We start from the raw sequence: 12,367 nt of genomic DNA, 5'->3' as shown, positions 1-12,367 counted from the left end.
GACACCGCTTCTGACCGCGAGCCCGACGCCTATGCGTGGAAGGCCGCACCGGCCCACCTCAAGGCCCGCCGCCAGCTCCGGGCGGCGGGCCTTGCTCCCGGTGGGCACGCCCCCGTCGCCCAGACCGAGACCACACGCTTCGGCCGTCGGCAGATCACCTACCTCTACGACTCCCGCCTGGCCGTGCCCAAGCGGACCGCGAGCCCCAAGCAGCTGCTCGCGGTCGCCAAAGCGATCCGCGAACACCAGGCCCGCGCCGCCGAACGGCGCGGGATCTCCCGTCGAGAACTCACCCAATCCGCAGATCCGGGGCCGGGCTGGAACACCGACCCCACCACCTACCAGGAGGAAAACCCAATGTCCCAGAGCACCTTCGACGGTGATCGTCGGCATGTGGATCTGTTCGATGTCCACGTCCGCGCCGACCAGCTCAAACGTGCGCTCGATCAGGCTCACCATGCCGCCGCGACAGGGCACGACGACCAGGTCGCCGAAGCGGTGATCACAGCCCAAGAGGAACTCGACGAGCATTTGCGCCGCTTCCGCGGCGAGCTGAGCAACGCTCCGCAGTGGCAGTCCTGGTACGAGAGTTTCGACCGAGTCGCTGATGCCCGTGAGATGGCCCAGTGGCTCCACAACGCCCTCGCCACTCCGGCCGGCCACGGTCAGCGGATCGCGTATCTGCTGGCCACGGTCGCGGTCAACCAGGCCCGCCAACGCCTGGACAAGCTCGACGCCGCAGTCGAGGAGGCCGAGCGCCAGGGCGGCGATGCGGTCGCCGAGCTCGAAGCCACGATGCGGACCGCGATCGACAACGCCGAGGCCCGGCTCACGACGAACACCGCCCAGCACGGCCCGGCGTCGGTGGCGCCGCTGGCCGATGCCTTGGTGTTCCGCACCGGCTCGGACCTCGCCGCCGACCGGCTGACCCAGCTCACCAGCGACTACGCCACGACCTGGGGCGTGCGCATCGACGCCGAGGAGCTGGCCGTGGACCTGGCCGGTGACTTCGATCCGGTCGCCGCCCAAGACTCCGCCGAAGTCAAAGCCCTGTTCGACCGCAAGTCGGCCGCCGTCGACATCGTCTCCGCGCTGCCGCTGTCGGATGCCGCGAAAGCCGCCGTAGGCGAAGCGCTCTCGGCATGGCACTACGGCATCGACCCGGACAATCCGCACGCGACCCTCGACGGTGAGGACGCGCTGCGGCAGCAGCTGGAAGCCGACCTGGCCGCGGCGAAGATCAGCGAAGCCGACCGGGCCCGTGTGGGATTCGTCGTCGATTTCCTGCGCGGCGATGTCAGCGACATCGATCTGCTGGCCTCACCAGTGTTCGTCGACCCAGGGGAGGAGACCCGAGGCCGGGTTCCGAAACTGCTGGAGGAATTCGCCCGGAACCAGAGGATCGCCCCGCAGGTGGGCCGGGAGATCTCGGTGATGACCGCAGCTGATCAGGAGCGAGTCCGCGCGGCGGGCAAGGCCATCGCCGCCGGGCAGCAGGTCGACACCCAGCTGTGGCCCGGATACGTCGATCGACAGAGGCTCGCCGAAGACCTCCACGACTACGCCCACGACGCCCAGGAGATGCGCCTGGACGCCGACTACCTGGCCGAAGGCCGGATGTCGGAAGAGGAACGAGCACGGCTCGGGCACAAATCACCCACCATGCAGGACGAGACCAGCGCCCGTATCGACCGGATCGTTGCGACCCGGGAAAAGCTGCTGGACACCGCGCAGGGCGGGAAAGGACTGGCCTCGATCGAGCGCGCGCAGCTCGCCGCGATCATCACCGACATCGACACCGGCCGCACCGAGCTGGCGGAGCTGCTGTTCGCCGACGAGCACACCAAAGCCGACGCCGACTTCCTGCGCCGCGAGCGCGCCGCGTCACAACTGGCCGACACCGCGCGGGAGGCGATCACCCAGCGCATCGACGCCACCAACGCGGTGGATCCGCACACCCGCGCCGCCGGGCAGCTCACCGAGGCGGTCAAGGAGGTCGGGTACACCCTCAGCAGTGTGGCCAGCGGCTCGCGGGCGTTCAGCCTCCAGGCGAAACGCACCGCGTTCGTCGAAAAGCGCGGGCGCCTCGGCCAGGCCCTCGCTCAGGCCGGTGTCCCGACGACCGCGCGCACCGAGATCCGCGACCTGCTCGACACCCACGCCCGCGTTGCCGGTGAACTCGGCAACGCTTCGCTCGCGCGCACCGAGCAGTGGGAGGCCAAGACCGCGCAGGTCGCCGACGACCGCGACGACGCGATAGCCCAGCGCCAGGCCGCCGATGCCGGCCGCGCCAAACCACCCGAAACAGCCCGCCAGCCCCGGAGCCCTCAGCGCGCGTGCACAGCCCGCATCGACACCAGCCTCACCACCGCCCAAGCCGCGGCGCCAGCAGGAATCCGGCAGCTGCACATGCAGGAACAGGAGATCGGCCGATGATCGACACCATCGAGGAGTACGTGATGCTGGTCGCCTACACCGCCCCGCCCGCCGAGTGGCCCGCCGTCGACGTCTTCGGCGGTGAGGTCATCTTCGCCGTGGACGGGACGTTCGAGGGCTACGAACGCGGCCAGTGGTGGGAGTCGGTGATCCTCGACAGCGGCGAGGCGGGAGTCCCGGCCGCCCTCGACGACATCGACACCGAGCTGACCAGCCGGGGCTACACCCGCACCAGCCGCTGGCACGGCCCGAAACTCACCCGCCGCGGCGAGCGGTACGCCGCCAACGCGCTGGTGCGGATCGAGGCCGTGAAATGAGCCGCATCCTGCGCGCCGCCCACGCAGCGGCCTACGAGATCGTGCACCTGCGCCGGATCCGCACCGCGGTGCTGTGCGCGGAACTGCGGGCCCGGGGCGTGCCGTACCGGCGCGGCGGCGACGCGGTGACCGTGCTGGTCGATCAGCTCTGGTACGACCTGTACGCCTGGACCCGCGACGACGGCCTGGTGTGGGTCGTCGACCATCCCCACGCCGATCCCGACGACGAACACCCCGGCCACGAGATCGGACGGCTCAAAGGATTCCGGGTCCGCTTGGACCAGGTCTTCCACCTGTGGTTCCAATACCGCGAACCCCACTACCCGCCCTGGCTCACCGGCGAGAACCACCCGTAAGACCCCTGGTCACACCCAGCGGCCCCGGAGATCAATTCTCCGGGGCCGTTCGGTGTGACCAGGGTCCATGCGTTCGGGGGGTTGTTCGCCCGCCCGGCGGATCAGCGGACCAGCAGCACACCCAGCGTCACGGCGATGAACAACAAGCCGACCACCAGCAGCCACCCGTAGCCCGGATCCGGCGGTGCGGCCGGTTGAGCGCGGCGGACCCGCTCGGCGTCAGCGGCCGCCCGCCGCGCCCGCTCGGCCCGCCACTCCCACACCGCCTGCTGCTGATCAGGGGACAGCCAGACCTCGGCGACCTCGCTCGAGGTCTGTTCCGGGCACCACTGCGTCTCATGCCACGGGTGCCGACAGCGCGGATTGTCGCAGTACCAGCGACGGACGATCCCGCCTCCCACCTCTCTCGGCATCACGGTCCCTCCCTGATCAGCGTCCGGTCACCGGCGTGCGCGGCGAAGCGTAGCCGCCGCGCCCGACACTCGGGGTCGATATCCCGCCTCACTATTTTGTTCGAAACCGGACATTGCCCAGTTCAGGGCCGGTTTCATCCTTGACAAGGCTGGTCGCAGTGGCAGGGTTTGGGGTGAGGCCGGGGTCTGAGCCGCCGCTCGGGCACTGGCCGGGGCATCGCAGGCTCGGCCGGGACGCCAGGACCGGGCCTGCGGTGTCGTGTGCGCGGAATCCGGTGACACGCGGGAATCGTGGTAGCGGGTATCGGGGCGGGTGCGGCCGTAGTGTCTGCGGCTGTCACGAGGCAATCCATTCCCTGCGGTCATCGTGACAGCGCTCGGAGGGGCCCAGACGCTCCGGGGTCACCTTTCACTCACCTCCTTTGCGGGTGGGGTCCCTTGGTGTCTCCCTCCGGGCGTCTCCCCTGCGTGATCCACGTTCTACACGCGGCGATGGGCAGGCCCGCCCCGAAACCTCACCCACCGAGGGCGGGCCGTCACGGATCGGTCCCTGAACAGACACCCCGGCCGCCGAGGCTCGAGCGGTGCCAGCTCTTTGTTGACCAAGGTCGTGATCCATGACCTTCCGCCCGTTTCGGGTGCACCAAACAGACTGTCCGACAGTATTTTTCACATGCATTCGATGAATCTTGTATCAAAAGCTTTGTCACACAACATAGCTCGTGATCAGATGGATTCCGTCGCGCCCGGTCCTCACAACACCGGGGGCGCGGCACCCGCAGGTAGGCAACGGCCCCGGCTCCCTCATCAGCCGACAGTGAGGGAGCCGGGGTCGTTTCGGCTCACGTCAGGGTGCGGTTATGCGTTGCAGTGTTCGCGGGTGGCCTGGACGTCACCGACTGCCCCCGCCAAAATCCCCACCCTCGGAGCCGCCGCCGACACGCACGGAATCGCAAGTGTCTTGAAACCAAGGTTCCGGGGGCTGTTCTACATCCTGGGCTACCTCATTCCGGCGCAACTGCGCGGGTCTGAGCGGGTCAGTTCAGACGGTCAGCAGTTCATCGAGCCGGGCGCGCTGCTCAGGCGCAGTCTGGAAGAACCAATTCCCCTCGCCGTCGATGTGCACCGGAGCCTGCCCGACCCCATCGAGCAGCGCGTGTAGCCGCGGGTACGGCGCGTTGCGGACTCGCTCGACGATTCCGGGCTCGCGCCACCACTCGACCGAGGCGGAGGCGAGATCGACTCCAGCACAGCGCAACCGCGCGGCCATGACCGGGTCGGCGGCGAGAGCATCGGTGAACATGCTGTCGTCGGCCGCGACGACGGTGTAGTCCAGGACCAGTTCCTCTCGAGGCACCGTCATGTGCGAGCCCACCGAAAGCCGGCCTTCGGCATAGGCCGCGCGCGATGCCGCTCCACCTCCGAGTGTGGCGGCCGCGCGGCCGATCACCGGCAGCGGCAACGAGGCGCGAGCCTCCGGGTACTGCGTCACGGTCGCGTCGATCCACCGACCCGATCCAGGCAGCCACAGCACACAGTGCCCGTTGAAGTGCTCAAGAACGCTCCACCGCCGCCGTAGCGGGTCAACGTCCCTCAGGTTCGATGGGCGATCACCAGCTCGACCGCGGTCGGTCGGGCTTGGACACCGATCATGTCGTAAGCGTGCTGCAGCGTGATCGCAGCCGAGGGCTAACTCCCGAAGCTGACCCCAGGGGCAATGTAGGACGCGCGGGTAACTGCTGATCCGCTCTACGGTTTGGGCTCGTGCGTCGGGAGTGGTCGGTTGAGGAGTTGCATGGATTTCGGCTCAGTGTGAAGAAGGGGACCGACAGCATCGGCGCTGATCATGACGACAGCCGTGACAGTGTCACGGCTATGCGTCATGATCACGAACTTTTTTCGCGCTTGCGGTGGCGGTAGTGGCGTTGCCTGCAGGTCGGTGAGCAGTGACGGGCATCGGCGCGAAGGTCGCGGCCACCCGGGTAGATCCACCAGCCACAGCCGGGACAAACGATCCCCGCGCTCGGCTCCTCCCCTGCGACACGGCACTGGCCGCCGGCAAGCACCCGCTCATACACCGCGCCGAACCTCTTACGGGCTCGGTAGGCGCGGGCGACACACGCAGGCGAGCAGTAGCGGCGCCGCGGATTGGCGTCGCGAGGAAGAGCCGTCCGACATACAGGACATCGACGGCGTGAGCGTCGGCCCATCCTTCGATTGTCGTGACCACAGACCTGATCCGGTTCACTTACCGGTGTTGAGAATCGCTTTACAACACCTCATCGCGGACTGTTATCGAGCCCGTCCACTTGGTTTCGAGACAGGCTGGGACTTCGCTTCACACGGGATCTGGGAACCGGTCTGCCAGCTCGGCGCGGCGCGGTCGCGGATCGCGAGGTATGCCTCATCAGGGAGGTCCTACCGACACCCCGATTCCGAGGCCTACCAGCGCAGTGGCGATCGTAGGACTTTCCCCCATCCCGGAAGCGTTGGCGACTGGGCAGGCTGAGTGGATGCTCGACTCGGTAGCGACCCGGGAACGATGGTGGTCGGCTCGTCGACGATCGGGTCATGCGCCGGCTACATCGCCCAGTCGCGCGACGCCCACAGTGCACGCCTCGGTCCGGCGAATCACCGACCTCGAGGTCGGTGCCGGCCTGAGCTCGCCCGGCCTCGAGATGACCAGAAATCGAAAAGCGTCCCTATCGAATTCTCGCAGCGGGGAATATTTTCCGAAACAGAGATAGTCGGCTAGTGGACGAGTTGGATTTGGGCAATGGCAGAACCCTGCCGCTGTATCTCGACCCGGAGTCTTTTGATTCAGCGGTTTCCGGGGTGGTATCGACCTATGACAGCCTGACGAAGCTGCTGAACAGTTTGAAGAATACCGGCATGGATGGCTCCGGTCTCGGTGACAGCGCGGTTGCGTCGGCGTGCGTGGACTTCCGCCGTGCGTGGGTGACCGAAACCGAGCTCACCGCCCAAGCCGTCGGCATCATCGTGGAGTTGCTGCCTCGGGCCAAACGTCAGTATCAGGAAGCCGACCACGACGGTCGCGCGAGTGTCGAGGGCGGCACCGGTCAGGTGCCCCCGCTGGCGCCCCCGCCGGTGCCACCGGTCACCGAACCTTCGGGCCGTCCACCGGGCGGATGACCGGCGACCGACGCTTCGACGCCGGGCTGCGCACCCTGGACGTCGCGTCGGCGGTGGCCGCAGCGATGTCGGACTCCACTGACGATCAAGACATTGCGCTCGCCGCCGCGGCGGTAGCCGCCGCGGCGCAGTTTGAGGATGTTGGGGTGGGACCGAATCCGGTGGCCTTTCTTGCAGGCTGCGTGCGCGTCATGGGGTTGCCCGATGCCCGGCGGCTGCCCGCGCCACTGGTCGGTGCCCAACCGACGGCGATGGTTCGCGCCTGGATGACGGCGGCATGCCCCGACGCCGAACCCGATGTCGCCCGCGACGAGGCGTTCGCACGGTGGTTGGAGATGGTGGCCGCCGTGCTGCGGTCGCGGCGCACCGTCGTTCGCGGCCCTCGGCCGCCGTGGAGCCTCTCATGATCAGCAAGAGCTGGCAACGCGTCGGCGCCGGGCTGCTCGGCGGGGCCATCTCGCTGGCCCCCGTTCCTGGCGCGGCACTCATCGGGGGGGCGGTCGGGGGCGTTCTCACTGGGATGATCGACGGCCAGTCGGCGGGTACCGACCTCTTGGTCGACGCCGGCGTCGGCGCTCTGGGAGGGCAACTCGGCAGGGGGACAGCCCGCGCGATACCCGGCCTGCTGAGCAAGTCTGCGGGCACGCTGCCCGGCGTCGGCAAACATATCTCGCCACTCGCTGCCCGACTGCCCGCGAGTGTCGGCCCGATGGCGAGCAAGCTGGCCCAGGTCGGGGGGGCCGGTTGGTTTAATACGGGCCTTGCACATCGGTACGACCAAATTTCCCAGATCCCACCAGAACTCACGCTGCCCGGGAAAAGCGCGCGGCTGAAGGCACTGCAATTGGCGTTGGAGTCGATGCAGCACGGCCTCAACCGAAGTCATTTGCAGGAAGCGATCGACATCGCGCTCAAGGTGCCGGCGTTGCCGGGATCCACGACAGCCGTCGACGCCCAGGCCCGTGCTTTCGCCGACGCCGCTTCGGTGCACAAGCTGATGCACAGCGAACTCGCGCAGGTCGCAAAATACAAGCTGCCGGGCTCGTGGCGCGGTCATGCCGGCCAGACGGCGGCGGATGCAGTGTGGACCTTCGGCGGCGCCGCCCAGCACGCATACGACGCGTTCACCTCGGCCAGCGACGCGCTGCGCCTCTGGTCGGACGCAATGGCCCAGACACAACGGCAAGACACCACCGGGGTGAACGGACTCACCGACGCACGCACCCAGCTCGGCAACAAGACCGACGCAGAGGTCCGCGGACACGCCATCGACAGCTGCCGAGCCCGGATCACCGCGACGAAGGCATACGAAACAGCGGCAACAACGTGTGCGTCGTCGGTCGGCGCGGCCACCCAGGAGGCACGGGCCCGCGATGTCAAGGCGCCCGGGATGGACCCGGTCGATGCCGCAACCCTCGCCTACACCGGTCAAGTCGGCGAAGCGGCCGACCCCTCCGACGACATCCTCACTCCGACAGCATTGGCCCGTGCCTCGCAGCGGCTCTCGGCCATGTCATCCGATGACCGGTCCGCGTTCGAAAAGCTGGTGAGCAACGCCAAGTCGCCGCAGGAGGCGGCTTACCTGTGGGAGGCGTTGGCGGCGGGATACTCGCTGTCCGATATCACCGCGTTCGACGAACAGATCCACGAACACGGAGACGACCGCTATTGGCTCTGGACACATCTGCACGTCAACGACCTCGCCAACCACGGAACCGTGCACGACAGAAAGCGAGATCTTCGCTACACCCCTGATCTTATGGCCGAGGCCATCACCTACGCCCAGGACAAGAAAAACTGCACCTCGGCGTCCACGGTGGTCGCCCGGCTGGATGCCGATCCGGTGCTGATGCTGGGTGTCACCACGGGCACCGGCCCGGCGGCGGTGAGCGGCCCGGCCGCAGGCGACGACAGCCCGAAGGCGTTCCGGGATCGGCTCGTTCGGGTATTCCACGACAACTTCGATCGCGAACTCACCCCCTATCCACGAGGTGACCAGAAGATGGTGAACCACCTGCTTAATCCCATCACCGGTAGCACTTACCACACGGCCGCGGTGTCCACCGAGCAGACGCGACAAGCTGCCCTGCCGCAGATCGAGGCCGCGGTGGCCGCGGGCAAGCCCGTCCCGATCGTACTCGCCCCGAAAGGAGAGGGTGACGGTCACCAGGTGGTCGTGGTTGCCACCCGACCGGGCCAACTGCAGATCTACAACCCGTGGGGCTTCACCCAGTGGGTGACCACCGAGCAGTTCGTCAAGTCCGAGATGCCCGACATCGAGCGCCCGGACAGGGTCATCCTCCCGGACTGAGAACCGCCTTCGCCGCATCCACTTTCGCCGCGTCCAGAGGTTGGGGTAGGGGAACATGTTGATGCATCGCTGATTCGTTCGTACGGCAAGCGGGCACAAACCCGCACCGAGCATCTACGGGTGGTGGCTAAGGTCCGCGGCCCGAGCCGCAAAGTAGGGGTACCGGTAAGGACCGTGTCACCGGCCGCAAGTCAGGCGTAGGCCAAGCGCAGCGGCGGCGGTAAGGTTCGTGTCATCTGCCGCAATTGTCCTGTGCCGGTGATGATCTCGGTGTAGTTTGCGCGGCTGTGGTGCGTGAGGTTGACCAGGACGAGCTGATCGACGCGTGGACGCTCGTGGGGAACGAGCCGGAGTTGATCGGCGGCAAGCGGGGTCCTACTCGGTTGGGGTTCGCGATCTTGCTGCGGTTCTATACCGAGCGGGGTCGGTTCCCGCGTGGCCGGGCCGAGGTCCCGGACGAGGCGGTTGAGTACGTGGCCCGTCAGGTGGGTGTGGAGCGTACGGAGATCGCGTTTTACGACTGGTCCGGCCGCACGATTGAGTACCACCGCGCGCAGATTCGTCAGGCGCTCGGGTTCCGGGAATGCAGCGTCGTCGATGCGGACGCGTTGACATGGTGGCTGGTCGATCATGTGACCCAGGTCGAGCGCAGTGGTGAGCGGGTGCGTGAGCATCTGCTGGCCGAGCTTCGGCGGCGGAAGCTGGAGCCGCCGACGGCTGGCCGGATCGACCGGATCATGCGTTCGGCGTTGAGCCGCGGTGAGGATGTGCTGTTCGACCGGGTGCTGTCGCGGTTGTCGACCGAGGTTGTGGCGAAGCTGGTCGCGCTGGTCGCCCCGGTCGGTGACGAGAACGGCGAGCTGGAGGGCGGCAGCGCGGTGCTGGCGGGGATCCGCTCGGATCCGGGGAACGTCAGTTTGAACACGATGCTGACCGAGATCGCGAAGCTGGAAGCGGTCCGGGAGGTCGGGGTGCCGGGCGAGGTGTTCGCCGACATCGGTCCGAAGATCGTGACCGGCTGGCGGGGTCGGGCGGCGGTGGAGTCGCCGAGTCACCTGCGTGGTCATCCTCTTCGGGTGCAGCTGACGCTGCTGGCCGCGCTGCTGCACTGCCGGCGCCGGGAGATCACCGACACCCTGGTCGAGCTGCTGAACTCGACGGTGCATCGGATCAACGCCCGCGCCGAGGTGCGGGTGACCAACGAGCTGATCAAGGAGTTCAGGAAGGTCACCGGCAAGGAGAACCTGTTGTTCCGGGTCGCCGAAGCGACTGTCGATGCCGGGGACAGGTTGGTGCGCGACACGGTGTTCCCGGTGGCGTCGCAGACGGTGCTGCGGGACCTGGTGGCCGAGTTCAAGTCGTCGGGGCCGACGTATCAGCGCACGGTGAAGGCCACTCTGCGCTCCTCGTACACCAACCACTACCGGGCCGGGCTGATCAAGCTGCTCAGCGTGCTGGAGTTCCGGTCCAACAACACCACGCACCGGCCGGTGCTGGACGCGTTGGGCCTGATCGGCAAGTAGCCGGGGCGAATCTGCGTTACTACCCGCCCGGCGAGCAGGTGCCCACCCATCGCGGCATGTCCGGGGATTGGGTGGAGCTGGTGTATCAGGCCGACAAGGACGGCAACCGGCGGGTGGTGCGGATGGTGTACGAGATCTGCACGTTCCAGGCGTTGCGGGATCAGTTGCGGTGCAGGGAGATCTGGGTCGTCGGCGCGGACAAGTGGCGCAACCCGGCCCAAGACCTGCCGACCGACTTCGAGGAACGCCGCGTCGAGCACTACGGCAAGCTGCGCAAACCGCTGGATCCGACCGAGTTCATCGACTCGATGCGCGAGGAGATGCGCACCGAGCTGGAAGCGCTGCATGCGGCGCTGTCGAAATGCAGCTGGCTCGAGATCACCGAACGCCGCCAGGGCGCGATCAAGAGCAGCCCGACCAAGTCGTCCCGCAGCCGACGCAGCTCATCAGAAAAACCTTTCATCACACGTCATTCCGATCAGCGCGCGGCCGGGGTCCGAGCGCGGATCACGGCGCACCAGGAGAGGCTGCGGTACGGAGGTAGCTGTAGACGGTTTCGCGGCTGACGCCGAACTCCTTGGCCAGCGCCGCTTTCGACACTCCGGCGGCCGCGCGGGCGCGCAACGAGTCGGCTTGCTCGGTGGTGAGGGCGGGTTTGCGTCCGGTGTAGGCGCCGCGGGCCTTCGCCGCGGCGATACCCTCGCGCTGGCGTTCGAGGATCAGGGCGCGTTCGAACTCGGCGAAGGCACCCATCACGCTCAGCAGCAAGTTCGCCATCGGCGAGTCCTCGCCGGTGAAGGTCAGCGCCTCCTTCACGAACTCCACCCGCACGCCCTTGCCGGTCAGGGTGCGCACCAACCGCCGCAGGTCGTCGAGGTTGCGGGCGAGGCGGTCCATGGAGTGCACGATCACGGTGTCGCCGTCGCGCACGAACCCGATCAGCTCGTCCAGCTGCGGGCGTGCGGTGTCCTTCCCGGAGGCCTTGTCGACGAAGGTGCGCTCGACCTCGATCCCGTCGAGCTGCCGCACGGTGTTCTGGTCGACCGCACTCACCCTGATATAGCCAACGCGCATAAATGACCCTCGCCGCCACTTGATGTCAAGTTGAGTTTAAGAATCCAGCGGACAAATGTCAAGAAATACAGATGTCGACTCTATTCTGACGCTTTTCGGGCCGGTCACGGCTGTGGCGTTGGGGTGTAGTCCTGATTGACATTCGGCTGTGGCTGTTCGAGTGACCGGATGTCTCGTTGGTCTTGCATCGCCCGTGTTGTGAGTCAGTGGCCGGGCCGCCTCCGGTACAACTCGACAACCGACAACACCGCGCCCACAGGCCCACGGTGAGACTGGTTGCGCACTGCCGCCGCTGCGGCGGCTGGCTGGTGTCGCCGTAATCGGTCACCCAAGGGATCGGACCGACCTGCGCGATCCGCCAGCGCACCGAACTGCGCGCGCCAGCTGCACGACATCCGCAGGAACTGACCCTGTTCGACCTCGCTGCATGAGTTCGTCACGAATTATGTTGTGCCGTGATCTGTTCGGACTATCGGTCTGCACGCGGATACTGACATTCATGACGACGTATTGGAACAGCACGCCGCGGTGTGCTGGATGCGGGCAGTTGGATATCCCACCTCGTCCTTGAACCCCTCCAGGCCCAGCCCGTAGGCCCACAGCCGCCGCACGGCGCGCTCGACCACCGGATGGTCGCCACCGGACCGCAGCGCCGGGACCACCACCTCTTGAAACCTCGCCTCATCGAACGCGCACAACCCGCCCCAGACACCCATCCCGAATCCTCTCGACCCGCGACATGCTGTCACAGCGAGTGTCGGGAATCGATCGACATAAACATCGA

At 67.1% G+C, this 12,367-nt stretch carries 12 protein-coding genes and 1 pseudogene; 8 read left to right on the top strand and 5 right to left on the bottom strand.

Annotated features, from left to right (window positions below):
- The 3 genes from ACWEO7_RS36030 to ACWEO7_RS36020 all read left to right on the top strand — a co-directional run.
- The coding region (locus ACWEO7_RS36030; RefSeq protein ID WP_452429924.1) for a hypothetical protein at nucleotides 1-2,436 on the top strand (2,436 nt) is incomplete at its 5' end.
- Nucleotides 2,433-2,753 carry a hypothetical protein gene (locus ACWEO7_RS36025; protein ID WP_452429922.1) on the top strand — a complete coding sequence of 107 codons (321 nt, stop codon included), beginning with the start codon at nucleotides 2,433-2,435 and terminating at the stop codon, nucleotides 2,751-2,753. The genes ACWEO7_RS36030 and ACWEO7_RS36025, both read left to right, overlap by 4 nt.
- Nucleotides 2,750-3,109, top strand: coding sequence for a hypothetical protein (locus ACWEO7_RS36020; protein ID WP_452429920.1), 360 nt, complete (start codon nucleotides 2,750-2,752; stop codon nucleotides 3,107-3,109). Before ACWEO7_RS36025 ends, ACWEO7_RS36020 begins: the two co-directional genes overlap by 4 nt.
- Before the next feature lie 101 nt (nucleotides 3,110-3,210).
- Here the strand turns inward: ACWEO7_RS36020 and ACWEO7_RS36015 are convergent, their stop codons facing one another.
- Both ACWEO7_RS36015 and ACWEO7_RS36010 read right to left on the bottom strand, forming a co-directional pair.
- Nucleotides 3,211-3,522 carry a hypothetical protein gene (locus ACWEO7_RS36015; protein ID WP_452429918.1) on the bottom strand — a complete coding sequence of 104 codons (312 nt, stop codon included), beginning with the start codon at nucleotides 3,520-3,522 and terminating at the stop codon, nucleotides 3,211-3,213.
- A gap of 1,042 nt (nucleotides 3,523-4,564) precedes the next feature.
- Nucleotides 4,565-5,014 carry a hypothetical protein gene (locus ACWEO7_RS36010; protein ID WP_452429916.1) on the bottom strand — a complete coding sequence of 150 codons (450 nt, stop codon included), beginning with the start codon at nucleotides 5,012-5,014 and terminating at the stop codon, nucleotides 4,565-4,567.
- Nucleotides 5,015-6,276: 1,262 nt separating this feature from the next.
- Here ACWEO7_RS36010 and ACWEO7_RS36005 point away from each other — a divergent pair.
- The 3 genes from ACWEO7_RS36005 to ACWEO7_RS35995 are packed head-to-tail and all read left to right on the top strand — an operon-like array spanning nucleotide 6,277 to nucleotide 8,986.
- On the top strand, nucleotides 6,277-6,675 hold the full coding sequence (locus tag ACWEO7_RS36005; protein ID WP_452429915.1) for a hypothetical protein: 399 nt from the start codon (nucleotides 6,277-6,279) through the stop codon (nucleotides 6,673-6,675).
- Nucleotides 6,672-7,082 carry a hypothetical protein gene (locus tag ACWEO7_RS36000; protein ID WP_452429913.1) on the top strand — a complete coding sequence of 137 codons (411 nt, stop codon included), beginning with the start codon at nucleotides 6,672-6,674 and terminating at the stop codon, nucleotides 7,080-7,082. The genes ACWEO7_RS36005 and ACWEO7_RS36000 overlap by 4 nt, the downstream gene beginning before the upstream one ends.
- Nucleotides 7,079-8,986 carry a hypothetical protein gene (locus ACWEO7_RS35995; protein WP_452429911.1) on the top strand — a complete coding sequence of 636 codons (1,908 nt, stop codon included), beginning with the start codon at nucleotides 7,079-7,081 and terminating at the stop codon, nucleotides 8,984-8,986. Before ACWEO7_RS36000 ends, ACWEO7_RS35995 begins: the two co-directional genes overlap by 4 nt.
- 232 nt (nucleotides 8,987-9,218) lie before the next feature.
- On the opposite strand, the gene ACWEO7_RS35990 is transcribed toward ACWEO7_RS35995, so the two are convergent.
- Nucleotides 9,219-9,353, bottom strand: coding sequence for a hypothetical protein (locus ACWEO7_RS35990; RefSeq protein WP_452429910.1), 135 nt, complete (start codon nucleotides 9,351-9,353; stop codon nucleotides 9,219-9,221).
- On the opposite strand from ACWEO7_RS35990, the pseudogene ACWEO7_RS35985 reads away from it, so the two are divergent.
- Together ACWEO7_RS35985 and ACWEO7_RS35980 are read left to right on the top strand one after the other, a co-directional pair.
- Nucleotides 9,292-10,509: pseudogene (locus ACWEO7_RS35985) on the top strand (DUF4158 domain-containing protein); the annotation flags it as partial. The gene ACWEO7_RS35990 and the pseudogene ACWEO7_RS35985 overlap by 62 nt on opposite strands.
- Nucleotides 10,510-10,565: 56 nt before the next feature.
- Nucleotides 10,566-11,075, top strand: a complete 510-nt coding sequence (locus ACWEO7_RS35980) for a hypothetical protein (protein WP_452429908.1) — start codon at nucleotides 10,566-10,568, stop codon at nucleotides 11,073-11,075.
- Here the strand turns inward: ACWEO7_RS35980 and ACWEO7_RS35975 are convergent.
- Nucleotides 11,017-11,583: a recombinase family protein gene (locus ACWEO7_RS35975; protein WP_452429906.1), complete on the bottom strand. Its 567-nt coding sequence runs from the start codon at nucleotides 11,581-11,583 to the stop codon at nucleotides 11,017-11,019. The two genes, ACWEO7_RS35980 and ACWEO7_RS35975, sit on opposite strands and share 59 nt — an antisense overlap.
- A gap of 497 nt (nucleotides 11,584-12,080) precedes the next feature.
- Nucleotides 12,081-12,299, bottom strand: coding sequence for a hypothetical protein (locus ACWEO7_RS35970; protein ID WP_452429904.1), 219 nt, complete (start codon nucleotides 12,297-12,299; stop codon nucleotides 12,081-12,083).
- Between the last annotated feature and the right edge of the window lie 68 nt (nucleotides 12,300-12,367).

The sequence above is a fragment of the Nocardia sp. NPDC004260 genome (genome assembly GCF_053603155.1).
The sequence above is the reverse complement of the archived record's forward strand: the minus strand, read 5'-3'. Positions and strand labels throughout refer to the sequence as shown.